The sequence below is a fragment of the Anaeromyxobacter sp. SG17 genome (assembly GCF_022690695.1).
In the GTDB taxonomy this organism is placed as follows: Bacteria; Myxococcota; Myxococcia; order Myxococcales; family Anaeromyxobacteraceae; genus Anaeromyxobacter; species Anaeromyxobacter soli.
The window spans coordinates 51,162-73,748 of the sequence record NZ_JALCYX010000021.1; the positions used below are offsets into that span (position 1 = coordinate 51,162).

At 72.7% G+C, this 22,587-nt stretch carries 21 protein-coding genes; 14 read left to right on the plus strand and 7 right to left on the minus strand.

The window, feature by feature from the left end; all coding sequences use genetic code 11:
* Positions 1 to 12 precede the first annotated feature (12 nt).
* From MNY60_RS10520 to malQ, 3 genes are read left to right on the plus strand one after another with little or no spacing between them, the layout of a single operon-like run.
* Positions 13 to 1,236: a hypothetical protein gene (locus tag MNY60_RS10520; RefSeq protein ID WP_242360608.1), complete on the plus strand. Its 1,224-nt coding sequence runs from the start codon at positions 13 to 15 to the stop codon at positions 1,234 to 1,236.
* 10 nt (positions 1,237 to 1,246) lie between these two features.
* On the plus strand, positions 1,247 to 1,969 hold the full coding sequence (locus tag MNY60_RS10525) for a hypothetical protein (protein ID WP_242334905.1): 723 nt from the start codon (positions 1,247 to 1,249) through the stop codon (positions 1,967 to 1,969).
* Positions 1,970 to 1,981: 12 nt separating this feature from the next.
* Positions 1,982 to 3,502: a 4-alpha-glucanotransferase gene (malQ, locus tag MNY60_RS10530; protein ID WP_242360597.1), complete on the plus strand. Its 1,521-nt coding sequence runs from the start codon at positions 1,982 to 1,984 to the stop codon at positions 3,500 to 3,502.
* Between the two features lie 17 nt (positions 3,503 to 3,519).
* Here the strand turns inward: malQ and MNY60_RS10535 are convergent, their stop codons facing one another.
* Both MNY60_RS10535 and treS read right to left on the minus strand, forming a co-directional pair.
* On the minus strand, positions 3,520 to 3,855 hold the full coding sequence (locus tag MNY60_RS10535) for a hypothetical protein (RefSeq protein WP_242334911.1): 336 nt from the start codon (positions 3,853 to 3,855) through the stop codon (positions 3,520 to 3,522).
* 2 nt (positions 3,856 to 3,857) lie between these two features.
* Positions 3,858 to 5,519 carry a maltose alpha-D-glucosyltransferase gene (gene treS / locus MNY60_RS10540; RefSeq protein WP_242334914.1) on the minus strand — a complete coding sequence of 554 codons (1,662 nt, stop codon included), beginning with the start codon at positions 5,517 to 5,519 and terminating at the stop codon, positions 3,858 to 3,860.
* Positions 5,520 to 5,754: 235 nt separating this feature from the next.
* On the opposite strand from treS, the gene MNY60_RS10545 reads away from it, so the two are divergent.
* Positions 5,755 to 6,297, plus strand: coding sequence for a hypothetical protein (locus tag MNY60_RS10545; RefSeq protein WP_242334917.1), 543 nt, complete (start codon positions 5,755 to 5,757; stop codon positions 6,295 to 6,297).
* A 123-nt stretch (positions 6,298 to 6,420) separates the two neighbouring features.
* A complete protein-coding gene (locus tag MNY60_RS10550) occupies positions 6,421 to 6,840 on the plus strand; it encodes a cyclic nucleotide-binding/CBS domain-containing protein (protein ID WP_242360598.1) in 420 nt (139 codons plus the stop codon).
* A gap of 94 nt (positions 6,841 to 6,934) precedes the next feature.
* Here the strand turns inward: MNY60_RS10550 and MNY60_RS10555 are convergent, their stop codons facing one another.
* Positions 6,935 to 7,126: a hypothetical protein gene (locus MNY60_RS10555; protein WP_242360610.1), complete on the minus strand. Its 192-nt coding sequence runs from the start codon at positions 7,124 to 7,126 to the stop codon at positions 6,935 to 6,937.
* Between the two features lie 155 nt (positions 7,127 to 7,281).
* Here MNY60_RS10555 and MNY60_RS10560 point away from each other — a divergent pair, with 155 nt between their 5' ends.
* From MNY60_RS10560 to MNY60_RS10575, 4 genes are all read left to right on the plus strand, one after another.
* The gene (locus MNY60_RS10560) at positions 7,282 to 8,379 is read left to right on the plus strand and encodes a Re/Si-specific NAD(P)(+) transhydrogenase subunit alpha (RefSeq protein WP_242360609.1); all 1,098 of its coding nucleotides are present in this window, start codon (positions 7,282 to 7,284) and stop codon (positions 8,377 to 8,379) included.
* 12 nt (positions 8,380 to 8,391) lie between these two features.
* Complete coding sequence (locus MNY60_RS10565) at positions 8,392 to 8,694, plus strand: NAD(P) transhydrogenase subunit alpha (RefSeq protein ID WP_242334929.1); 303 nt, start codon at positions 8,392 to 8,394, stop codon at positions 8,692 to 8,694.
* Complete coding sequence (locus MNY60_RS10570; RefSeq protein ID WP_242360599.1) at positions 8,691 to 10,079, plus strand: NAD(P)(+) transhydrogenase (Re/Si-specific) subunit beta; 1,389 nt, start codon at positions 8,691 to 8,693, stop codon at positions 10,077 to 10,079. The genes MNY60_RS10565 and MNY60_RS10570 overlap by 4 nt, the downstream gene beginning before the upstream one ends.
* Positions 10,080 to 10,215: 136 nt before the next feature.
* Entirely contained in the window at positions 10,216 to 11,268 is a 1,053-nt protein-coding gene (locus MNY60_RS10575) for an NAD(P)-dependent alcohol dehydrogenase (protein ID WP_242360600.1), read from the plus strand.
* A 91-nt stretch (positions 11,269 to 11,359) separates the two neighbouring features.
* Here the strand turns inward: MNY60_RS10575 and MNY60_RS10580 are convergent, their stop codons facing one another.
* Positions 11,360 to 11,818: an ester cyclase gene (locus MNY60_RS10580; RefSeq protein WP_242360601.1), complete on the minus strand. Its 459-nt coding sequence runs from the start codon at positions 11,816 to 11,818 to the stop codon at positions 11,360 to 11,362.
* A 322-nt stretch (positions 11,819 to 12,140) separates the two neighbouring features.
* Between MNY60_RS10580 and aceA the strand changes: the two genes are divergently transcribed.
* On the plus strand, positions 12,141 to 14,393 hold the full coding sequence (gene aceA, locus MNY60_RS10585) for an isocitrate lyase ICL2 (protein ID WP_242360602.1): 2,253 nt from the start codon (positions 12,141 to 12,143) through the stop codon (positions 14,391 to 14,393).
* Between the two features lie 85 nt (positions 14,394 to 14,478).
* Here the strand turns inward: aceA and MNY60_RS10590 are convergent, their stop codons facing one another.
* The gene (locus MNY60_RS10590) at positions 14,479 to 14,874 is read right to left on the minus strand and encodes a hypothetical protein (RefSeq protein ID WP_242360603.1); all 396 of its coding nucleotides are present in this window, start codon (positions 14,872 to 14,874) and stop codon (positions 14,479 to 14,481) included.
* A 221-nt stretch (positions 14,875 to 15,095) separates the two neighbouring features.
* Positions 15,096 to 15,734 carry a YafY family protein gene (locus tag MNY60_RS10595; RefSeq protein WP_242334965.1) on the minus strand — a complete coding sequence of 213 codons (639 nt, stop codon included), beginning with the start codon at positions 15,732 to 15,734 and terminating at the stop codon, positions 15,096 to 15,098.
* A gap of 102 nt (positions 15,735 to 15,836) precedes the next feature.
* On the opposite strand from MNY60_RS10595, the gene MNY60_RS10600 reads away from it, so the two are divergent.
* Positions 15,837 to 16,229 (plus strand): VOC family protein, encoded by a 393-nt coding sequence (locus MNY60_RS10600; protein WP_242360604.1) that lies wholly within the window; start codon positions 15,837 to 15,839, stop codon positions 16,227 to 16,229.
* A 176-nt stretch (positions 16,230 to 16,405) separates the two neighbouring features.
* On the opposite strand, the gene MNY60_RS10605 is transcribed toward MNY60_RS10600, so the two are convergent.
* Positions 16,406 to 17,395: an aldo/keto reductase gene (locus tag MNY60_RS10605; protein WP_242360605.1), complete on the minus strand. Its 990-nt coding sequence runs from the start codon at positions 17,393 to 17,395 to the stop codon at positions 16,406 to 16,408.
* A gap of 82 nt (positions 17,396 to 17,477) precedes the next feature.
* On the opposite strand from MNY60_RS10605, the gene MNY60_RS10610 reads away from it, so the two are divergent.
* From MNY60_RS10610 to MNY60_RS10620, 3 genes are all read left to right on the plus strand, one after another.
* Positions 17,478 to 18,092, plus strand: a complete 615-nt coding sequence (locus MNY60_RS10610) for a TetR/AcrR family transcriptional regulator (RefSeq protein WP_242352815.1) — start codon at positions 17,478 to 17,480, stop codon at positions 18,090 to 18,092.
* 91 nt (positions 18,093 to 18,183) lie between these two features.
* Positions 18,184 to 19,275, plus strand: a complete 1,092-nt coding sequence (locus tag MNY60_RS10615) for an efflux RND transporter periplasmic adaptor subunit (RefSeq protein ID WP_242352814.1) — start codon at positions 18,184 to 18,186, stop codon at positions 19,273 to 19,275.
* 25 nt (positions 19,276 to 19,300) lie between these two features.
* Positions 19,301 to 22,393, plus strand: a complete 3,093-nt coding sequence (locus MNY60_RS10620) for an efflux RND transporter permease subunit (RefSeq protein WP_242360606.1) — start codon at positions 19,301 to 19,303, stop codon at positions 22,391 to 22,393.
* Positions 22,394 to 22,587 lie beyond the last annotated feature (194 nt).

Below are 22,587 nucleotides of genomic sequence, written 5' to 3' on the forward strand. Positions count from 1 at the left end.
ACCTTGTCTCTCGTGCTCGAGCCGTCGTCGCGTCCCAGCGAGCCCTCCGGGCCCGACGTGGTCGTCGGCGTGCCGGCCGAGCCGGACCGCATGGCGGCCACCGAGGCCGCGATCGCGCTGGAGACCGGCCTCAAGGAGGCCTACCCCGGGCGGCCCGCGCTGGCCGTCGTCCTCACCGGCGATCCGAGCGGCGCGGCGACGCCGGAGACGGTGCTCGCGCTCGCCGAGCGGGATCACCCCCCGGCGATCTACACGGGAGGTCACACCGGCCCGCAGGCCGCCCTGCCCACCCTGCTCGAGATCGCGGTCGCCCGCGACGCGCCCGCCTGCGCGCTCCTCCAGCCCCTGCCCCGCCCGAGCGACCCGCGCTGGCTCCGCGCGCTGCTCGAGCCGGTGCTCACGGGCGGGTTCGACCTCGTGGTCCCGTCCTACGCGCGCGGCCGGCTCGACGGCGTGCTCGTCACCGGCATCGTCTACCCGCTCACGCGCGCCCTGTTCGGGCAACGCCTGCGGCAGCCGCTCGGGCGCGAGCTGGTGCTCTCGCGCCGCCTCGCCCGGCACCTGCTGTCGGACACCGAGTGGCGGACGGATCCGGCGCACGCGGGCGAGGACCTGTGGTGCGTGACGAAGGCGCTCGCGCGCGAGGTGCGCATCGCGCAGGTGTTCATCGGTCCCCGGCCCCGCCCGGCGCCCCAGCCCTCCGACGTGTCCCAGGCCCTCGCCGGCGTGCTCGACACCCTCTTCCACGAGATGGAGGTGCACGCGCACTACTGGCAGCGGGTGATCGGCTCGCAGGTGGTCGCGACCTTCGGGGAGGAGCGGCTCGCGGAGGAGCCCGCGAACGCGCCGGCGGTGGCGCCACTCGTGGACGCCTTCGCCCTCGGCTGGCGCGACCTGCGACCGCTGTGGAGCAGCGTCCTGCCGCCGCACACCCTGCTCGCGCTGCAGCGGATCCCGCGCGCGCCCCCGGAGGCGTTCCGCATGCCGGACGCGATCTGGGCGCGCGTGCTTTACGACTTCGCGGTGGCGTGGCGCTTCAAGCTGATGGAGCGCCGCCAGCTCCTGCGCTCGCTCACGCCCATCTACCTGGGCTGGGTCGCGAGCTACGTGAACGAGGTGGGACCGCTCGGACCGGACGCGGCGGACGAGCGCGTCGAGCGGCTCTGCTCCGCGTTCGAGGACGAGAAGCGGTACCTCATCTCGCGCTGGCGCTGGCCGGACCGCTTCAACCCGTGAGGACGAGGCCATGTGGGAACAGGTACGAGCAGTGCTGGGTGAGGCGTTCGAGCGGCTCGGGGCGGTGATCGCGGCGGACCTGCCGGGCATCGTGGCGATGCTCATCGTGCTCGTGTCCACGACCGTCGCGGCGTTCGTCATCCGGGCGATCCTGCGGGCGGTGCTCGGGCGCACCGGCTTCGATCGGCGCGCGCGAGAGTGGGGCGTGACCACCGGCCGGGACCTCGGGCCGCGCCAGGAGCCCTCCGCGATCGTCTCGCGCTTCGCGTTCTGGCTCGTGGTGGTGGCCGGCATCGCCCTCGCGCTCGAGGTGCTCGGCGCGAGCACGGTGAGCGCGTTCGGCCTCTCCCTGCTCGTGTTCCTCCCGAAGCTCGTGGTCGGGGCCATCATCCTGCTCGTCGGCATCGGCGCCGCCCGCTTCCTCGAGCGGAGCACGCTCATCAGCGCGGTGAACCAGCAGATCCGCCAGGCGCGCCTCATCGCGCTCGCGGTGAAGTGGCTCGTCCTCGTCCTCGCGGCGGCGATGGCCCTCGAGCACGTCGGCATCGGCGGAGAGCTCCCCACGCTCGCGTTCGCGCTCGTGGTCGGCGGCATCGTGCTCTCCGTCGCCCTCGCCGTGGGGCTCGGGGCGCGCGACGCCGTGTCGCGCGCGCTCGACCGGGAGACCCGCGGGGAGCCGCGGCCGGGCGAGCCAGGGCCGACCGGCCCCGAGGACAAGGTCCAGCACCTCTAGCCCGAGCGCCCCTTGCCCCGCGACCGCCGCAGCGGAATCCTGCTCCACCCGACCTCGCTCCCCGCCCCGCACGGCGTGGGCGATCTCGGCGCCGGGGCCCATCGCTTCGCCGCCTGGCTCGCCGAGGCGGGCCAGCGGCTGTGGCAGGTCCTCCCGCTCGGCCCGACCGGCTTCGGTGACTCGCCCTACCAGGCGCTCTCGTCGCGCGCCGGCAACACCCTGCTCGTCTCGCTGGAGACGCTCCGCAACGAGGGCTGGCTCGACGACGGCGACCTCGCCGGCGCGCCCGCCGCCGATCCCGAGCGCGCCGCGTACGACGAGGCGGGGCCCTGGAAGCGCGAGCGGCTCGAGCGGGCCGCGCAGGCCTTCGGGGCGCGCGCGGGCGCGGAGGCGCGCGCCGAGCTCGAGGCGTTCCGCGCCCGCGAGGCGGGGTGGCTCGAGGACTGGGCGCTGTTCTGGGTCCTGAAGCAGGCGCACGAGGGGCGGCCCTGGACCGCCTGGGCGGAGCCGCTCGCCCGCCGCGACCCGCGCGCGCTCGACGCCGCCCGGGCCCGCTACGCGCGGGCGATCTTCGCGGAGGTGTTCGCGCAGTGGTGCTTCGCGCGGCAGTGGGACGCGCTCCGCGCGCGCTGCCGCGCCCTCGGGATCGCGCTCCTCGGCGACGTCCCCATCTACGTCGCGCACGACTCGGTCGAGGTCTGGTCGCGCCGCGAGCTGTTCCGGCTCGACGCCGCGGGACGGCCCGCCGCCGTCGCGGGGGTGCCGCCCGACTACTTCAGCGCCACCGGCCAGCTGTGGGGGAACCCGCTCTGGGACTGGGACGCCGTCGCGCGCGAGGGCTTCGCGAGCTGGATCGCGCGCGTCCGCGGCGCGCTCGCCCTCGTGGACCGGATCCGACTCGATCACTTCCGCGGCTTCGAGGCGTACTGGGAGATCCCCGCCGGCGCGTCCACCGCCGAGGAGGGCCGGTGGGTCCCGGGGCCGGGCGCGCGGCTGTTCGAGGCGCTCGAGGCCGCGCTCGGGGCGCTGCCGTTCGTGGCCGAGAACCTGGGCGTCATCACCCCCGAGGTGGAGGCGCTGCGGCGGCGCTTCCGCCTGCCCGGCATGGCGGTGCTCCAGTTCGCCTTCGGCATCGATCCCCAGGCGCCCACGTTCCTGCCGCACAACTACGAGCGCGACACCGCCGCGTACACCGGGACGCACGACAACGACACGGTGACGGGCTGGTGGGCGGGCGGCGCCGGCGACAGCGTCCGCACCCCGGAGGACGTCGCGCGGGAGAAGGCGCACGCGCGCGCGTACCTCGCGACGGACGGTCGGGACATGAGCTGGGTGATGATCCGCGCGGTCCTCTCCTCGGTGGCGGACACCGCGATCGCGCCGATGCAGGACGTGCTCGGGCTCGGCTCGCCGGCGCGCATGAACACGCCCGCGACCCTCGGCGGCAACTGGCGCTGGCGAATGCGGGAGGAGGCGCTCGGGCCGGAGCGCGCGGCGCGCCTCGCGGAGCTCACCCGGCTCTACGGCCGGTGAGGCCTCCGCCGCGCCGGCTACCCCGCGCGGAAGGTCCGGACGCCCAGGAGCGCCGACACGAGCCAGGACAGGACGGTGAGCGCGAGCGCGACGAGGAGCGCCCGCCAGAACCCGATCCCGTACGCGCCCATGATCACCGCGAGCCAGATCATCGCGTAGAAGAGCCACGGCAGGAGCAGGAACCAGAGGAACTTCGCGAGCGTGACGTAGTACGCGATCGAGAGGACGACCGAGACCGCCACCGCGCGCCCGAAGGTGTTCGCCGGGTTCGCCGGAGACACCCAGGCGACGGCGAGCCAGAGGACGCCGGCGGAGAGGACGAGGCGGAGCAGGAACGCGACGAGGTGGGCCATGGTCAGTGCGGTTTCCTGAGCTCGAACCAGTAGAAGCCGTACGGGCCGAGGGTGAGGAAGTAGGGGAGCTTGCCGATCCGCGGAAACTCCGTGTAGCCCAGCATCTCCACCGGGACGTAGCCCTCGAAGGCCGCGAGGTCGAGCTCCGCCGGCTGCGCGGAGCGGGACACGTTCGCGACGCACAGGATGACGTCCTCCTCCCAGCGCCGGACGTAGGCGAGCACCTTCCGGTTCGCGACCTGCAGGAACTCCATCGTCCCCCGCCCGAAGGCCTTGAAGAGCTTGCGGAGCGCGATGGTGTTCCGCATCCACTGGAGGAGCGAGGACGGATCGCGCGACTGCCCCTCCACGTTCACGGCCTGGTAGCCGTAGACGGCGTCGGAGATGGGCGCGCTGTAGAGGCGGCTCGGGTCGGCGCGCGAGAAGCCGGCGTTGCGGTCGGGGGTCCACTGCATGGGCGTCCGCACGCCGTTGCGGTCGTGGAGGTAGATGTTGTCGCCCATGCCGATCTCGTCGCCGTAGTAGACGACCGGCGTGCCGGGGAACGAGAACAGCAGGCTGTTCAGGAGCTCCATGCGCCGGCGGCTGTTCTCGACGAGCGGCATGAGGCGGCGGCGGATCCCGACGTTGAGCTTCATGCGCGGGTCCTGGCCGTACGCGAGGTACATGTAGTCCCGCTCGTCGCTCGTCACCATCTCGAGCGTCAGCTCGTCGTGGTTGCGCAGGAAGAGCGCCCACTGGGCGGTGTCCGGGATGGGCGGCGTGCGCCGCATGATCTCGACGATCGGCTCCACGTCCTCGAGCCGCAGCGCCATGAAGATGCGCGGCATGAGCGGGAAGTGGAACGCCATGTGGCACTCGTCGCCGTCGCCGAAGTACGGGCGGACGTCGTCGGGCCACTGGTTCGCCTCCGCGAGGAGCATGCGGCCTGGGAAGTGCTCGTCCACGTGGCGCCGGATCTGCTTGATCACCTGGTGCGTGCCGGGGAGGTTCTCGCAGTTCGTCCCGTCCTGCTCGATGAGGTACGGCACGGCGTCGAGCCGGAACGCGTCGACGCCCAGCTCCGCCCAGAAGCTCAGGGCGTCGAGCACCTCCTGGAGGACCGCCGGGTTCTCGAAGTTGAGGTCCGGCTGGTGGCTGAAGAACCGGTGCCAGTAGTACTGCTTCGCCTCGGGATCCCAGGTCCAGTTCGACTTCTCGGTGTCGGTGAAGATGATGCGCGCGTCGCGGTACTTCTGATCGGTGTCGCTCCACACGTAGAACGCGCGCTCGGACGAGCCCGGCAGCGCGCGCCGCGCCCGCTGGAACCAGGGGTGCTGGTCCGAGGTGTGGTTCACCACGAGCTCGATGAGGACCCGGATGCCGCGCGCGTGCGCCGCCGCGACGAGCTGGCGGAAGTCGTCCATCGTCCCGTAGTCGGGGTGGACGCCGCGGTAGTCGGCGATGTCGTAGCCGTCGTCCTTGAGCGGCGACGGGAAGAGCGGCAGCAGCCAGAGGCAGTTGATGCCGAGGTCCTGGAGGTAGTCGAGCTTCTCCACGAGGCCGCGCAGATCGCCGATCCCGTCGCCGTTGGAGTCGTAGAACGACTTCACGTGCGTCTCGTAGATGACCGCGTCCTTGTACCAGAGCGGATCCTGGCCGCGCCTTCGCTGGAAGATTGCCATCCGGCGTCCGTGACCTCCTGCCAGTTCTAAGATCGCACCGGGCACCCGCAAGCGGAGGATTCCGCGAGGGGTCCCGGATCCCGCGCGCTCCCGTGTATACGCCCGGACGGGCGGACGGGCGAGGGACCGCCGTCCCGGTTCTCGGAGCGTGAACGGGGCGGGGGCGGCCCGGCCGGGCGCGGGCCACGATGGGCCGGGGCGTTCGCGGCGGAGGTGGCGAGTCCTAGCTTCAGACGTGGTCGCTGCGCGGGGCGGGGGCATCGTGCGGATCTGGGCGGCGGCGATCGCGGCGGCGCTGTGCCTCGGCGCGTGCGAGCCCTGGCACTGCGACTTCTACGTCCGCGACGCGTGCATCGAGTTCGTGAACGATCCGGCCGATCTGGCCGACGCGGAGCAGCGGGTCTCCTCCCTGCTCGACCGCGAGCTTCCGTTCTGGGGGCTCGCGAACCTGGGCGGCTGGCGCATCCAGTTCCGCGAGGACGCCGAGTACGCCTGCTACCTCGCGTCGCACAACGACGGCTGCACCGACTACCTGGAGAAGACCCTCTCGGTGCGGGTGCCGCCGGACGCGGAGGGCTGCTTCGAGGCGTCGGAGCTCCTCCACGAGCTCGGACACTACAAGCTCGGCGACCCCATGCACTCGAACTCGCGCTGGGAGCAGGTGGACGCGCAGTTCGCGCCGATGGTGTGGGACCGTCCCGACGCCGCCCCCTCCTGCGTTCGGCGCTACACCGGGGTCGAGCGCGGGATGTGGCCGGTGCGGATCGACAAGTTCTGAGCGTCACGCACGCGGCGCCGCCCCGGGTCCCTCGCGGGCAAGCCCCGCTTTTTCCACGCTGCGTCGCGGCGCCTCGCCCCGCCCGCTCGTTACGGACCCATCCTCCCCAGAGAGGAGCGGCGCATGGCCTCGATCCACAAGCACGTGACCCGCGACGTCGTGGCGCTCGACGCCACGGCCCCCATCCGCCAGGCGGCGCAGCTCATGGCCGATCGGAGGATCGGCTCCGTGGGCGTGAAGGACGCCGGCGGCGTGGTCGGGCTCGTCACCGAGCGCGACCTCGTCATGACCGTGCTCGCCCGCGGCGGCGACGGCGGCCTCCCCATCCGCGAGGCCATGCGGACGGGCCTGCCGCACGTCCCGTCGAGCGCGAGCGAGGCGGAGTGCGCGGCGCTCATGCGCGACCACTACACCCGCCACCTGCTCGTCGAGGAGGAGGGGCGCGTGGTGGGCGTCGTCTCGATGCGCGACATCATCCAGCTCATGCTCGACGAGAAGCAGTTCGTGATCGAGCAGCTGCAGGACTACATCACGGGGAGGTAGCCCGGAGCCCGGTCGCGCGAGTTGCGCCGGCCCGAGGCGGTCTCCCCGCCCTGGCCGCCGGGCGTTCCTGCGCCGTCCCGCCCGCCGGGCGCCTTCACTCCCCGGGAGCGTTGGGATCCATCGGCGCCTCCGGCCGCTCCGGCCGGCGGCCGGGGAGCTCGGGCTCCGGCCGGGGGATGCCCGGCACCTCGCGGTCCGGCTGCGCGCCACGCCCCGGCAGCTCCGGTTGCGGCGGTGGCACGCGGGGGATCTCCGGCGCGTCCTGTCCTGGTCTCCGTTCTCCCATGGTGTCCTCCTCGGCGCGGCGCGTCGCTTTGCCCGGGCCTTTGCACCTTGCGCCGCGCCGTTGCCCGGTTAGAGGCTCCCCCGGCGACCGTGCGGCCTCCAGGAGGGGCCGGGCGGCCGCGTGTCGCCGCGGCGGACGCGGCGCGCGAGGGAACCATGCGCATCGCAGTGGCGAGGGAGACGTCGCCCGGGGAGCGCCGCGTGGCGCTCGTGCCGGAGAACGTGGCGCGGCTCGTGAAGCAGCAGCACGAGCTCCGCGTCGAGCGCGGCGCCGGGGTGGCGGCCGGCTTCCCCGACCAGGCCTACGAGGCCGCGGGGGCGGCGCTCGCGGACGGCCCCGCCGCGCTCGAGGGCGCCGAGGTAGTGGTGCGCGTGCAGCGGCCGTCGGAGGCGGAGGCCGACCTCCTGCCGCAGGGCGCGCTCCTCGTCGCGCTCCTCGCGCCGCACCAGGGCGGGCCGCTCCTCGCGCGGCTCGCGGCGCGGCGCGTGTCGGCGCTCGCCATGGAGAAGGTGCCTCGCACGACGCGCGCCCAGTCCATGGACGCGCTCAGCTCCCAGGCGACGCTCGCCGGGTACAAGGCGGTCCTCGTCGGCGCGAACGCGCTGCCTCGCATCCTCCCCATGATGACCACCGCCGCGGGCACGCTCGCGCCGGCCAAGGCGTTCGTCGTCGGCGCGGGGGTCGCCGGCCTGCAGGCCATCGCCACCGCGCGCCGGCTCGGCGCGGTGGTCTCCGCCTTCGACGTGCGCCCGGTGGTGAAGGAGCAGGTGCAGTCGCTCGGCGCGTCGTTCGTGGAGGTCCAGGAGGTCACCGCGGAGGGCGCGGGAGGCTACGCGAAGGAGCTCGGCGCCTCCGAGCAGGAGCGCGTGCTCGGCGCGATCGCGGCGCACGTGAAGGACATGGACCTCGTCGTCACGACCGCCCAGATCCCCGGCCGGCCGGCGCCGCGGCTCCTCACCGCCGACATGATCCGCTCGATGCGGCCCGGCTCGGTGGTGGTGGACCTCGCGGCGGAGTCGGGCGGCAACTGCGAGCTCACGCGCCCGGGCGAGGCGGTGGTCGAGGCGGGCGTCACCGTGCTCGGCCCCCTGAACCTCCCCTCCACGGTGCCGTTCCACGCGAGCCAGATGTACGGCCGCAACGTCACGACCTTGCTGCAGCACCTCGCGAAGGACGGCCGGCTCGTGCTCGACCCGCAGGACGAGATCACCGGCGCCATGCTCGTCGTCCACGACGGGCAGGTCCGCGGCTAGGGAGGATCATCCATGCCAGGCCTGGAGCTCATCGAGATCTACGTCTTCGTGCTCGCCGGGTTCGTGGGGTTCTTCACGATCACCCGCGTGCCCGCCCTCCTCCACACGCCGCTCATGTCGGCGACGAACGCCATCAGCGCGATCTCGCTCGTCGGCTCGCTCGTCATGGCGGGCGCGGACCGCGGCGCCCTCCCGACCGTCCTCGGGTTCATCGCGGTGACGAGCGCCACCATCAACGTCGTCGGCGGCTTCATCATCACCGACCGCATGCTCAAGATGTTCAAGCGGGCCGACCGCGGGGGGCCGCGCAAGTGAGCCCCCGCACCGTCTTCATCGAGGCCGCCTACCTCCTCGCCTCGATCCTCTTCATCCTCGGCCTGCGCAGCCTCACCCTCCCCGATCGCGCCCGGCGCGGCATGCAGCTCGCCGCGCTCGGCATGCTCGTCGCGATCGTGGGCACGCTCGTGAACCACGAGATCGTGCGCTACGAGTGGATCATCGCCGGGCTCGTGCTCGGCTCGCTCGTCGGCTACCCGCTCGGCGTGTACGTGCCCATGACCGCGATGCCGCAGCGGATCGCGATCTCCCACATGTTCGGGGCCGTCGCGGCCACGCTCGTCGGGGTCGCGGAGTTCTGGCACCTCGGCAACGGGGCGGAGGTCTCGCGGTCCGTCATGGCCGCGCTGGGCTTCGAGGTGCTGTTCGGCGCGCTCACCATCACCGGCAGCTTCATGGCGTTCGGGAAGCTGCAGGAGCTGCTCCCCTCCCGGCCGGTGACGTTCAAGGGCCAGAACCTCGTCTCGATCGGCATGTTCGCCGCGGCCGCCGCGCTGTTCGCCTGGCTCGTCGCCGACCCGGCGAACCCGGGCGCGTTCTACGCGATGGTCGTGCTCGGCCTCGTCTTCGGCGTCTCCCTGGTGCTGCCCATCGGCGGCGCCGACATGCCGGTCGTCATCTCGCTCCTCAACTCGTACGCCGGCCTCGCCTCCTCGGCGACGGGGTTCGCCATCGGCAACAACGTCCTCATCATCGCGGGGGCGCTCGACGGCGCCTCCGGCTTCATCCTCTCCATCATCATGAGCCGGGCGATGAACCGGTCGTTCGCGAACGTGCTCTTCGGCGCGTTCGGCGCCGCCCCCGAGGCCGCGCAGAAGACCGCGCAGGGGCTCACCGTCCACGCGATCACCCCCGAGGACGCCGCCATCCAGCTCGCCTACGCCCGGCTCGTCATCGTGGTGCCGGGCTACGGCATGGCCGTCGCGCAGGCGCAGCACCAGGTCCGCGAGCTCGCGGCGCTCATCGAGAAGAACGGCGGGACGGTGCTCTACGCCATCCACCCGGTCGCCGGCCGCATGCCCGGCCACATGAACGTGCTGCTCGCCGAGGCGGACATCCCCTACGAGAAGCTGAAGGAGATGGACGAGATCAACGACGAGTTCAAGAACGCCGACGTGGCGCTCGTGATCGGCGCGAACGACGTGGTGAACCCCGCCGCCCGCACGGACAAGGCCTCGCCCATCTACGGGATGCCCATCCTGAACGTCGACGAGGCGAAGCAGGTCATCGTGATGAAGCGCTCGATGAACCCCGGCTTCGCCGGCATCGAGAACGAGCTCTTCTACCGGGAGAACACCGCGATGCTCTTCGGCGACGCGAAGGCGTCGCTCGCGAAGCTCGTGCACGAGATCAAGCAGGCGTGAGCCCTCTTCCGCGGCCGTCGTGAAGAGAAGCTGGATGACGCATGCGGGATTTTGCCGTTTCCTCGCGCGGCGGCCCGGCGCACATTACCCCCCGTTCCCCGGAGCGCTCCTCGCGGAGCCGTCGAAAGGAAGCCCGATGTCGAAGACCCCCGCCTACGCCGCCCCCTCCCCCGGAGCGCCGCTCGCTCCCTTCACCGTCGAGCGCCGCGACCCGGGACCGCACGACGTGCTCGTCGACATCCTGTACTGCGGGGTCTGCCACTCCGACATCCACCAGGCGCGCGACGAGTGGGGCGGCGGGATCTTCCCCATGGTGCCGGGCCACGAGATCGTCGGCCGCGTCCGCGAGGTCGGGAAGGCCGTGACGAAGCTCGCGCCGGGCGACGTCGCGGGCGTGGGGTGCATGGTCGACTCCTGCCGCGAGTGCGATCCCTGCCGGCACGACAGCGAGCAGTTCTGCGAGAAGGGCGCCGCCTTCACCTACAACGGGACGGAGATGGACCGGCGCACGCGGACGTACGGCGGCTACTCGACGCGCGTCGTCGTCGACGAGCGGTTCGTCCTGAAGGTCCCGGCCAGCCTCGATCCGGCCGGCGCCGCGCCGCTCCTCTGCGCCGGCATCACCACCTACTCCCCGCTGCGCCAGTGGAACTGCAAGCCCGGAGACCGCGTCGCCGTGGTCGGCCTCGGCGGCCTGGGCCACATGGCGGTCAAGCTCGCGGCCTCCATGGGCGCCGAGGTCACGATGCTGAGCACGTCCGCCTCGAAGGAGGCGGACGCGCGCCGGCTGGGCGCGCACGGGTTCGCGTCCACCAGGGATGCCTCCACGTTCTCCAGGCTCGCGGGCCGCTTCGACCTCATCGTGGACACCATCTCGGCGCCGCACGACTACAACGCGTACCTGCGCCTCTTGCGCCCGAAGGGCGCCATGGTGCTGCTCGGCGTGCCCCCCGAGCCGACCCCCGTCGCCGCCTTCTCCCTCATCTCCGGGAACAAGCGGCTCGCCGGATCGCTCATCGGCGGCATCGCGGAGACCCAGGAGATGCTCGACTACTGCGCCGCGCACGGCATCGTCTCGGACGTCGAGATCATCCCGATCCAGAAGATCAACGAGGCGTACGATCGCATGATGCGCGGCGACGTCCGCTACCGGTTCGTCATCGACGTCTCGAGCCTCGAGCGCGCGTGAGCCGACCCGCCCGGGGGTGAGCCGTGGCGGCTGCGCGGCCGCCGCGGACCCACCCCGGGCGCGGCCGACGCGCGGCGCTCGGCCAAGCCCGTCACGCGTGCGGCCGCTTCTCGGCGGCGCGCTCCCCGGCGCCGGCCTGCGGCGCGGTCGCGACGCCGAGCTGGCGCATGAGCCCGAGCGCGTCCCACTGGGTCCACTCCTCGACGAGCTTCGCGCCCTTGAACTTCCCCACCGAGATCCCCTCGACCGTGCAGCGCGCCCCGGTGGGCTCGATGCCCATGAGCGCCGCGCGGTGCGTGCCCGTCATGCGCCACCGCGTGATCACCGTGTCGTGATCCGCAAAGGAGCCGAGGATCGTCGGGGCCATGTCGGGGAAGGCGTTCCGGTACTGGCGGCACAGCTCGCGCGTCTTCTCGAGATCGGTGTCTCCGGCCAGCGGATCGTGGCTCCGGTACTTGGGGTCGCAGAGCTCGTCGAAGATGCCGAAGTTCCCCTTCCCCCACGCCTCCTCGAACATCCTGCGGTGAGACTGCTTGATGTCCACGGCCATGACTCGCTCCCTTCCACCTCCCCCGAAGCCCTTCGAGGGGGAGGCGGAGCTGACCTAGGCGGCGGGCGGGGTGGGCGCGCGGTCAACGCTCGCTGACCCCCGAGATCACGGGGCGGTGGGGCCCAGCCGTCGGGGGCACGGCGGATGGACGCCGGTCCCGCGCGGGCGCCGCCCCGCCCGGCCGCTTCACGGCGCGCCCCTCGCGCAGCACCTGACGGAGCCGGCCGCGCCTGCCGCGTGGGCCTCGTCGTCCTCCGCACGCAGCACTAAGAAAAGGTTTGCCACGGTCCGCCGCCTCGTTCGCGGCGCGAGGGAGACAGAGATGGATCTCGAGAAGGAGGTCGCCGAGCTTCGCCGCTGGTTCGAGAGCCCCCGCTTCGCGGGCATCAAGCGGATCCACTCGGCGCGCGAGGTGATCGAGCAGCGGGGCACCATCCGCCCGGACTACACGGTGGCCCGCTCCGCCGCCGAGGCCTTCCACGCGCGCCTGCGCGAGCTGTTCGAGCAGAGGCGGTGCATCACCACCTTCGGCCCGTACTCGCCCGGGCAGGCGGTGGCGATGAAGAAGATGGGGATCGAGGGCATCTACCTCGGCGGCTGGGCCACCTCCGCGAAGGGCTCCTCGCACGAGGACCCCGGCCCCGACCTCGCGAGCTATCCGCTGAGCCAGGTCCCCGACGAGGCGGCGCCGATCGTCCGCGCCCTGCTCACCGCCGACAGGAACCAGCTCCACGCCCGCGCGCGCATGACCGAGGAGCAGCGCAGGGCGACGGCGGCGGTGGACTTCCGGCCCTTCATCATCGCGGACGCCGACACCGGCCACGGCGGTGACGCGCACGTGCGCAACCTCATCCGGCGCTTCGTCGAGGTGGGCGTGCCGGGCTACCACATCGAGGATCAGAAGCCGGGCGTGAAGAAGTGCGGCCACCAGGGCGGCAAGGTGCTCGTCTCCGAGGACGAGCAGCTGAAGCGCCTCTCCGCGGCCCGCTTCCAGCTCGACATCATGGGCGTGCCGGGCATCCTCGTCGCCCGCACCGACGCCGAGTCCGCCACCCTGCTCGACGGCCGCGGCGACGACCGCGACCAGCCGTTCATCCTCGGCGCCAGGAACCTCGCGCTGCCCACCTTCAAGGCCGCCTTCCTCGCCATCCTGCGGCAGTTCCAGCGGGCCGGCGTGGAGGAGCTCTCCGGCCACGAGCTCTACGCGCTCTGCGAGGAGGAGCTCGCGGCCGCCGACGCCTGGCTCGAGCGGACCGGGTTCGCGAAGGCCATCGCCGCGGCGGCCGCAGGCTACCTCCGGGGAACGATCCGCTCCGTGGACGCCGCGCTCGACGAGGTCTTCGACGCGTTCGTCGACGCCTGGCAGCAGGAGGCGGGCATCTCCACCTACGCCCAGGCGGTGGGCGAGGCGATCGCCTTCCGCGAGAACGAGGGCGACCCGCCGGCGATGAGCAAGGCCGACTGGCTCGCGTTCGCCGACCGCGCCCCGTTCTACCGGGCGCGGGAGCGGGCGCGCTCGATCGGCCTCGACGTCACCTGGGACTGCGAGCACGCGAAGACCCCCGACGGCTACTACCAGGTGCGCGGCGGCCTCGACTACGCGATCGCCAAGTCGCTGGCCGCGGCGCCGTTCGCGGACCTGCTCTGGATGGAGACCAAGACGGCCGACCTGCACGACGCGAGGCGGTTCGCGGACGCCATCCACGCCGCCTTCCCCGACAAGATGCTCGCCTACAACCTCTCCCCGTCCTTCAACTGGGACACCACCGGGATGGACGACGAGCAGATGCGGCGCTTCCCCGAGGAGCTCGGGAAGCTGGGGTTCGTGTTCAACTTCATCACCTACGGCGGGCACCAGATCGACGGCCTCGCCGCGGAGGAGTTCGCGAGCGCGCTCCGCCAGGACGGCATGCTCGCCCTGGCGCGCCTGCAGCGGAAGTTCCGCCTGCTCGAGTCGGGCTACCGCACGCCGCAGACGCTGGTGGGCGGGCCGCGCGCCGACGCCGGGCTCATGTCGATCTCGGGCCGCACCGCCACCACCAAGGCGATGGGCCAGGGCTCGACGCAGGTCCAGCACCTCGTGCAGACCGAGGTGCCGCCCAAGCTGCTCGAGGAGTGGCTCGATGCGTGGCGCGAGCACCACGGGGTGCAGGGCAAGCTGCGCGTCGCCCTCCGGCCGCACACCGCGGAGTCCGATCTGCTCGAGCTCGCGCTCGTCTCCGCGGACGGGGAGAAGAAGCTCGACGTGATCTTCGCGAGCATCCACGACCGGCGCGGGCGCAGCATCCTGTCGGTGCGCGACCAGAACAACTTCGATCTCGGCCTGCGCAAGAAGCGGCTGATGACGCTCGTGCTCCTGTTCCTGTTCCACCGCTACAAGGTGGACTCGGTGCACTTCGTGACGCCCACCGAGGACAACCAGCGCCAGGCGGAGGGCATGAGGGCGCAGGGGCTCTTCGGCACGGTCGTGCAGGAGGTCGGCGAGATCATCGTCGCCGACGTGAACAAGGCGCGGGTGAAGGAGCTGCTCGCGCCGGACCGGGCGGCGCTGAAGGCGCTCATCGCGCGGCGATAGGCCTCTTTCGGAAGCTGCGCGAGTACGGGATCGAGTGATCGGGGCCGCGAGACCCGCCGGTCGTCGCCAGCGCTCCCGTGCACCGTCATCGCCCCGTCGCCCTGGCGACGGCCGGCGTCACGGACCGTGACGCGCCCGGGCGTCGGGCCGTGACGAGGAGCCCGACGGCCAGCAGCGACAGGATCGCCGCGTGGTAGGCGAGGTCGGGCGCGGTGCGGGGGCCGACGCCGACGGCGATGGTGAACAGGCCCACGAGCGTCCCCAGGAGCGCGAACGCCTGGGCCGCGAGCCCGATCGCGCGCGTGCGCGGCGCGCTCGCGAAGGTGAGCGCGAGCGCCGCGAGCAGCACCCCGCCGATCACGCTCTCGGCCGTGCCCGCCTTCTGGTGCTCGTAGCCGCGGGCGAGCACGCCGAAGTGAACGAGCGCCGCGGCCACGAAGCTCGTGCCCTCGAGGACTAGGAGGAGTCGAACCCGTCTCATGATCGTGCCTCGCCCGGGAGTCTGGCGAGCGAGTGCGTCCCGCGCTTTTCGCGATGACGAAGTTTCATTGCGCGCGGCGGCGAGGAGTCCGCCGCGCGGCGCGCTCCCCGCCCCCGGCGGACGCGCCCGCGCCCCCGGGCGTGGCGCAGGCGCATGCCCTGCGGTCAGGTGCCGGGGAGCCGCCCGTGCGCTCACTCCGCGAGCGCCCCGGTGCGCTGCCCCTACGGCCCCCGCTCGAGCGCCGCAGAGTCGATGCGGTCGAGGCGCAGGTGGCGCTCCTCCCCGGTGCTCGAGTCGACGCAGTGGACGAGCGTGGTGTGCCTCTCCATCACCACCCCGACCACCCGCACGACCCGCTCGCCGACGCCGCCGTCCGCGCGCCGGTAGCGGACGCGCAAGGGCCGGCGCGTGAACCACGCCTCCTCGACCGCTGCGCGCACGGGCGCCGGAGCCGGCAGCGCGGGGACGCCCACGAACTTCAGCTCCGCCACCACCGAGAGCAGCTCGCGCTGCGCCGACACCGACAGCGCACCTCGAACCTTGTCGAGCGCGGCCTCGAGCGTCTCGCCGAAGGGGAGCAGCCGCATGGCGCTCGCGTAGGCGCCGAGCGCGACGAGCACGGCCGCCTCGCGCGCGTTGAGGTTGACGGGCGGCAGCGAGTAGTGCCGGTCGAGCGCGTACCCGCCGCCCCGGCCCTGCTCCGCGTGCAGCGGCAGGTCTCCCGCCCGCAGCGCGTCGAGGTCGCGGTAGACGGTGCGGACGGTGACGCCGAAGCGCTCGGCGATCCGCTGCGCGGTCACCCCGGTGCGGCGGCCGCGCAGGTACTCGGCGATGGCGAACAGGCGAGCTTGTCGCGTCACGGGGCCTCGAGAGGAAACCTGACATAACGATGACACACCCGGCGCGCATCTTACGCCCACGACGACGGATTCCTCCGTTCGTCCTTCAAGGGAGACGAGGCGATGACGAGCGCGATCAACTGGTTCGAGCTGCCGGTCGAGGATCTGGAGCGGGCCCGGAGGTTCTACGAGACGGTGCTCGCCACCCCGCTCGGAGGTGGGGCCCGCGTGAACGACGGTGGGCTGCCGATGGCGTTCTTCCCGAGCTCCGACGGCGTCGGCGGCGCGCTCGTGAAGGACCCGCGCTTCAGGCCGGCCTCGGACGGGGCGGTGGTGTACCTGAACGCCGACGGCGTGCTCGACGCATGCGTGCGGCGCGTCGAGGCGGCGGGCGGCAAGGTCCTCGTGCCGAAGACGGACATCGGCGAGCACGGCCACTTCGCGCTGCTGCTCGACACCGAGGGCAACCGCGTCGGCCTGCACGACCGGACCCGCCGCGCTCCCGAGCGGGCCTGACCCACGTCGGGCCGCGGCTTCGCGCGGGACGCCGCTCGGTGCCCGATCCCGGAACGCACGCCCCGGCGCCCGTCCGGCGCCGGGGTCTTGCGCCTCGAGAAGGTGAACCCGGCGGCGACCGGCTGAAGTGAAGCTCTCGAAGCAACGTGCGCGCCGGTGAACACGCGACCCGTCGTCTAGCGGTCCACCGTCCTCATGCGCTCCTCGTCGTAGCGCGGCCCCGACACCTTGTCCGGCGGCAGCGCCGCGTCGAGCTCGGCCAGCTCCGCGGGGGACAGGGAGAGCGCCGCCGCGGCGACGTTCTCCTCGAGGTAGCTGCGCCGCTTCGTCCCCGGGATGGGCACGACGTCGTCGCCCCTGCGCAGGAGCCACGCGAGCGCGAGCTGGCCGGGCGTCGCGCCCTTGCGCGCCGCGAGCGCTCGCACCGCGTCGGCGGCGCGGACGTTCGCGTCGAAGTTCGCGCCCTGGAAGCGCGGATCGCGGCGCCTGAAGTCGGTCTCCGGGTACTCCTCCGCGCGCCGCACCGCGCCGGTGAGGAACCCCCGGCCGAGCGGGGAGAAGGGGACGAGCCCGATGCCGAGCTCGCGCAGGAGCGGGATGATCTCCGGCTCGAGGTTGCGCTCCCAGAGCGAGTACTCGCTCTGCAGCGCCGAGATGGGGTGGACCGCGTGGGCCCGGCGAAGGGTCCGCGCGCCCGCCTCGGAGAGCCCGAGGTAGCGCACGTTGCCTTGCCGCACCTGCTCCGCCATCGCCCCGACGACGTCCTCGATCGGCACCGCCGGATCGACCCGGTGCTGGTAGAGGAGATCGATCCGGTCGGTGCGCAGCCTGCGCAGCGAGGCCTCCACCACCTCCCGGACGTGCTCCGGCCGGCTGTCGAGGCCGACGCTCTGCCCGTCCTCGATCCGGAACCCGAACTTCGTGGCGATCACGGCGCTGTCCCGCCTCCCCGCGAGCGCACGCCCGAGCAGCTCCTCGTTCCGGAACGGCCCGTAGACCTCGGCGGTGTCGAAGAAGGTGACGCCGAGCTCGAGCGCGCGGTGGATCGTGGCGACGGACTCCGCCTCGTCCGCCGCGCCGTACGACTGGCTCATCCCCATGCAGCCCAGCCCGAGCGCCGACACCTCCAGCCCTTGCCGTCCCAGCCTCCGCCTCTCGAGCGCCATGCGTTCGCTCCTCCTGGTCCAGGCGTTCTTATGCCCGTGTTCCCCTTGACACCGGGCCCCGCATGCGCCAAATACGCATTCGGTGGCACCGAATATTAAATCAGCCCGTCGGGCACGAGAGATCGAGCACACCCGCCGCGACATCATCGACGCCGCGGCGCGGGTGTTCGCGCAGGCGGGGTTCCACGAGGCGACCATGCAGGCGATCGCCCGCGAGGTCGGCTTCACGGCGGCGTCGCTCTACACGTACTTCAAGAGCAAGGACGAGATCTACGAGGCGCTCGTGGACGAGTTCAGGGGCGCGTTCCTCGCGACCTTCGACGCCCACCTGCCCGCGGGACTCACCTTCGAGCAGCGGCTCGAGCTCCTCGTCCAGCGCCAGTTCGAGCTCGCCTTCGCGCGCCGCCAGGCGCTCCGCATCATCTTCGACCTGGGCCCCCGCCACCGCTGCCGCAACGACGAGGACGGCCCGCTTCCGCTCCTCCGCCGCATGACCGAGTTCCTCGCCGCGTCCGGGGCCAGGGAACACCTGCGCTTCCCGCCCGAGGAGGCGGCGCGCGTCCTCTTCGGCATCACCCAGGCGCTCTTCCTCCCCTGGATCGTCGCGGGCGCGGCCGCGGCGCCGGACCCGGCACGGGAAGCCGCGCACGCCGTCGAGCTCTTGTTGCGGGGGGCAGGCCGCCCGGCCGGCGGCTAGGGCCCCCACACTCGCTCCCACCGCAGCGCCTTGTCCGACCGGGCGCAGCGTGCTAAACGCCGCTTCAATTTGCCGAATGGAGATTCGGACGATGACTCGTACCCTCCCCCGTCTCGCCGTCCTCGCCGCCCTCACCCTCGCCTGCGGCCGCGGCGGCGGCGCCGCCCTCCCCGCCGCCGCGCCGAGCGACGCGCACCCCGACGCCATCGGCGTCCGGACCGTGAAGCCCCACGCCGGCTCCGCCCAGGTGACGCGCGCGACCGGCGAGCTGCGCGCGCGCCACGAGGCCGTGCTCTCCGCCGAGACCTCCGGCCGCATCCAGCGCTTCCTCGTGGACGTCGGGTCCCGGGTGAAGAAGGGCGACGTGCTCGCCGAGCTCGACGCCTCGACGGCGCGCATCCAGGTGCAGCAGGCGGAGGCCGCGCGCGCGGCCGCCGCCGCGGCCCACAAGGGCGCCGAGTCCGATCTCCGCCGCGCGCGCGAGCTCGCCCGCGGCGACGCGGCCTCGCCCGCGGCGGTCGAGCGGGCGGAGACCGTGGAGCTGCAGACGGCCGCCGCGCTCCAGCAGGCGAGCGCCGCCGTCGCGGCCGCGCAGGACCAGCTCTCGAAGCACGTGCTCCGGGCGCCGTTCGACGGCGTCGTCACCGCGCGGACGAAGAGCGCGGGCGAGTTCGTCGCGATGGTGCCGCCGACCCCGGTGCTCGCGATGGTGGACCTCGGCTCGCTCGAGGTGCGCGCGGGCGTGCCGGAGGCGGTCGCGGACCTCCTCGCGCCCGGCGCCGAGCTCGCCGCCACGGTCAGCCCGTCGGGCAAGCCGTTCAAGGCGCGGATCCGCTCGGTGGGCGCGGTCGTCGAGGCGGGCACCCGCACCGTCGACGTGCGCGCCGACCCCATCGGCGGCCCGCTGAAGGAGCTCCGGGCGGGGGCCATCGTCGAGATCGCGCTCGGCGGGAGCGCCGCCGCCGAGGGGCTCTTCCTCCCCGCGGGCGCGGTGGCGGAGGAGGCCGGCGCGCAGTTCGTCTGGACGGTCGAGGCCGACAAGCTGAAGCGCCAGCCCGTCAAGGTCGAGAAGCTCGGGCCCGGCACGGTCCGCGTCCTGTCCGGCGTCGGTCCCGACGCGCTCGTCGTCGCCGAGAGCGGCGCGGCCCTGAAGGACGGCGCGTCCGTCCGCGTCCTCCAGTGATCCGACAGAGAGCCGAGGCACGCACGTGAGCCCCATCCGAACGTTCATCCGCCGCCCCATCTTCACGAGCATGCTCCTGCTCGCGGTGGTGGTGTTCGGCCTGTTCTCGTACCCGCGCATCGGCGTCGACCAGATGCCCGAGGTCGACTTCCCCATCGTCACCGTCACGACGATCCTGCCGGGCGCCGACCCCGAGACCGTCGAGGAGAACGTCTCCAAGCCGCTCGAGGAGGCGCTCAACACCATCTCCGGCCTCGACACCCTCCGCTCCCAGAACTTCGAGAGCGTCTCGATGGTCGTCCTGCGCTTCGAGCTCTCGAAGCCCGTCGACGTCGCCGCCCAGGACGTGCGCGACAAGGTGCAGGCGACCCTCTCCAAGCTGCCGAAGGAGATCGAGACGCCGGTCGTCCAGAAGCTCGACCTCGGCGCCATGCCGATCGTCCAGCTCGCCCTCTCCGGCCCGGTGCCCATCGAGGAGCTCACCCGCATCGCCGAGGACGAGCTGAAGCCCGGCCTCCAGCGGCTCCAGGGCGTGGGCTCCATCGACGTGGTCGGCGGGCGCGAGCGCGAGGTCAACGTGGTCGTCGACCCGGTCCGGCTCCGGTCCTACGGCCTCGCCGCGACCGACGTGTCCCAGGCGATCCGCGCCCAGAGCATCTCCGTCCCCGGCGGCCGCACGCTCGAGCCCGGCCAGGAGCGCGTGGTCAAGCTCGAGACCGAGGCCCGCTCGGTCGAGGAGATCCGCGATCTCGTCGTGGCGAGCCCCGGCAACCGGCCCATCCGCGTGCGCGACGTCGCGAACGTGGTGGACGGCCCCGGGGAGGCGCGCTCGGCGGCGACCCTCGACGGCCGCTCGGCGGTCGCGCTCGTCATCCGCAAGCAGTCGGGCGCGAACACCGTCGAGGTGGCCGAGCGCGTGAAGGGGGACCTCGCCGCGCTCACCCAGCGCCTCCCGGCGGGCTCCAAGCTCGAGATCGTCACCGACAACTCCAAGTTCATCCGCGGCTCCATCTCGGCGGTGCAGCACGACCTCGTCATCGGCGCGATCCTCGCCGTGCTCGTCGTGCTCGTGTTCCTGCGCGACTGGCGCGCCACCATCGTCTCCGCGCTGGCGCTGCCGACCTCGGTCATCGGCACCTTCGCCGTCATGCACGCGCTCGGCTTCACCTTCAACACCGTGACGATGCTCGCGCTGACCCTCTCGATCGGCCTCCTCATCGACGACGCCATCGTCGTCATCGAGAACATCGTCCGCCACCTGGAGAAGGGCGAGCGGCCGCGCGAGGCGGCGCTGAACGGGACCGGGCAGATCGCGCTCGCGGTGCTCGCGGTGACCCTCTCGGTCATCGCGGTGTTCATCCCCGTGGCGTTCATGAAGGGGATGGTCGGCCGCTTCTTCTTCCAGTTCGGCGTGACGGTCGCGGTCGCGGTGGCCATCTCGTACTTCGTCTCGATGACGCTCACGCCGATGATGTCCGCGCGCATCCTGGCGAAGCACGGGCACGGCACGTCGCGGGTGGGGGCCGTGCTGGAGCGGTTCTTCACGGCCATCGAGCGCGGCTACCGCCGCACGCTCGAGTGGGCGCTCGCGCACCGCGCCCTCACCGTCGCGGCGGCGGTGGGCGTGCTCTTCGTGACGGTCGGCCTCGGCAAGTTCCTCCAGTTCACGTTCATCCCGTCGCAGGACCAGGGCGGCGTCACGGTGAGCGTGGAGCTCCCCGTCGGGACGCCGCTCGCGGAGACGCAGCGCGAGGCGGAGCGCATCGCCGGCCAGATCCGCGGCGTGCCCGGCGTCGTGAACGTCTTCTCCCTCGTCGGCGGCGGCGTGGACGAGGCGGTGAACAAGGCCGACCTCACGGTGAACCTCCTCCGGGTGAACGAGCGCCGCTACAGCCAGGAGGAGTTCAAGCAGCACCTCCGGCAGTCGCTCGCGGTGCCTCCGGGCACGGTGCTCTCCGTGGCCGACCAGCAGATGATGGCGGGCGGCGGCTCGCGCCCCCAGCCGGTGCAGTTCAACATCCGCTCGGACGACTGGGACGCGATCCTCGCGGCGGTGGAGAAGACCAAGGCCGCGATGCTGAAGAACCCCGGCCTCACCGACGTGGACACCACCTACCGCGCAGGGCGGCCCCTGCTCTCGGTGCAGGTGGACCGCGACCGGGCCGCCGCGGTGGGGCTCCCGGCGGCGGCCGTCGGCCAGACGCTGCGCGCGTTCCTCGGCCAGGACGCCTTCGGGACGTACCGCGAGAAGGGCAACCAGTACGACGTGAAGCTCCGGCTCCCGGACGAGACCCGCGCTGACCCGGACGCGATCGGCGCGCTCACCCTGCGCACGCCCAAGAACGAGCTCGTCGAGCTGCGCAGCGTGGCGCGGCTCCAGGGCGGCGAGGGCCCGTCGCAGATCGAGCGCCAGGCCCTGAAGCGCCAGGTGACGATGCTCGCGAACCTCAAGGGCTACTCGCTCGGCGAGGCGATCTCGTTCCTGAACGGGATCGCGAAGGAGTTCCCGCCGCAGGTGCAGACGGACTTCGAGGGCCAGGGCAAGGAGCTCGCGAACACCGGGCGCGAGTTCCTCATGGCGCTCCTGCTCGGGATCATCCTCATCTACATGATCCTCGCGGCGCAGTTCGAGAGCCTCCTCGACCCGGTCACCATCATGCTCTCCCTGCCGCTCGCGGTGATCGGCGCCATCGCGGCGCTGCTCCTCGCCCACGAGTTCATGTCGATGCTCGCCATGATCGGCATGATCATGCTCGCCGGCCTCGTGACGAAGAACGGCATCCTCATCGTGGAGTTCACGAACCAGCTCCGCGCCGAGGGCCGGACCACGCTCGAGGCGCTCCTCGAGGCGGGCCCGCTGCGGCTCCGCCCCATCCTCATGACGTCGATCGCGATGATCGCCGGCATGATCCCCGTCGCGTTCGCGCGCGGCGACGGCGCCGAGATGCGCACCGGCATGGCCTGGGCGATCATCGGCGGCCTCGCCGCCTCGACGGTCCTCACGCTCGTCGTGGTCCCGGTGGTGTACGCGCTCCTCGACGGCCTGCGCGGGCGGCTCGTCCGCGCCCTCCCGGCCGCCCCTCACGAGGAGGAGGAGACCGGGGACAAGGCCGCGTAGGACAGGCACTCGCACGAAAGCGGGCTCCCCGGGATGACCCGGGGAGCCCGCTCGAGGCCCGGGCGCGCCTAAGAGGTTGATCATGATTCGCGAACAGGCGAGCGAAGCGAGCCCGCCGGGGCGACGCCGCGGAAGCGGCGAAGCCGCTCGCGGCGGCGCACGGGACCCGGCGAGCCGGGGTGGGGCCCCGACGA

Excerpts from the sequence above, each read along its gene's own strand:
- MNY60_RS10525 (WP_242334905.1), top strand. The coding sequence starts at position 1,247 with ATGTGGGAACAGGTACGAGCAGTGCTGGGTGAGGCGTTCGAGCGGCTC.
- MNY60_RS10535 (WP_242334911.1), bottom strand. The coding sequence starts at position 3,855 with ATGGCCCACCTCGTCGCGTTCCTGCTCCGCCTCGTCCTCTCCGCCGGC.
- treS (WP_242334914.1), bottom strand. The coding sequence starts at position 5,519 with ATGGCAATCTTCCAGCGAAGGCGCGGCCAGGATCCGCTCTGGTACAAG.
- MNY60_RS10550 (WP_242360598.1), top strand. The coding sequence starts at position 6,421 with ATGGCCTCGATCCACAAGCACGTGACCCGCGACGTCGTGGCGCTCGAC.
- MNY60_RS10555 (WP_242360610.1), bottom strand. The coding sequence starts at position 7,126 with ATGGGAGAACGGAGACCAGGACAGGACGCGCCGGAGATCCCCCGCGTG.
- MNY60_RS10560 (WP_242360609.1), top strand. The coding sequence starts at position 7,282 with ATGCGCATCGCAGTGGCGAGGGAGACGTCGCCCGGGGAGCGCCGCGTG.
- MNY60_RS10565 (WP_242334929.1), top strand. The coding sequence starts at position 8,392 with ATGCCAGGCCTGGAGCTCATCGAGATCTACGTCTTCGTGCTCGCCGGG.
- MNY60_RS10575 (WP_242360600.1), top strand. The coding sequence starts at position 10,216 with ATGTCGAAGACCCCCGCCTACGCCGCCCCCTCCCCCGGAGCGCCGCTC.
- MNY60_RS10580 (WP_242360601.1), bottom strand. The coding sequence starts at position 11,818 with ATGGCCGTGGACATCAAGCAGTCTCACCGCAGGATGTTCGAGGAGGCG.
- aceA (WP_242360602.1), top strand. The coding sequence starts at position 12,141 with ATGGATCTCGAGAAGGAGGTCGCCGAGCTTCGCCGCTGGTTCGAGAGC.
- MNY60_RS10590 (WP_242360603.1), bottom strand. The coding sequence starts at position 14,874 with ATGAGACGGGTTCGACTCCTCCTAGTCCTCGAGGGCACGAGCTTCGTG.
- MNY60_RS10600 (WP_242360604.1), top strand. The coding sequence starts at position 15,837 with ATGACGAGCGCGATCAACTGGTTCGAGCTGCCGGTCGAGGATCTGGAG.
- MNY60_RS10605 (WP_242360605.1), bottom strand. The coding sequence starts at position 17,395 with ATGGCGCTCGAGAGGCGGAGGCTGGGACGGCAAGGGCTGGAGGTGTCG.
- MNY60_RS10615 (WP_242352814.1), top strand. The coding sequence starts at position 18,184 with ATGACTCGTACCCTCCCCCGTCTCGCCGTCCTCGCCGCCCTCACCCTC.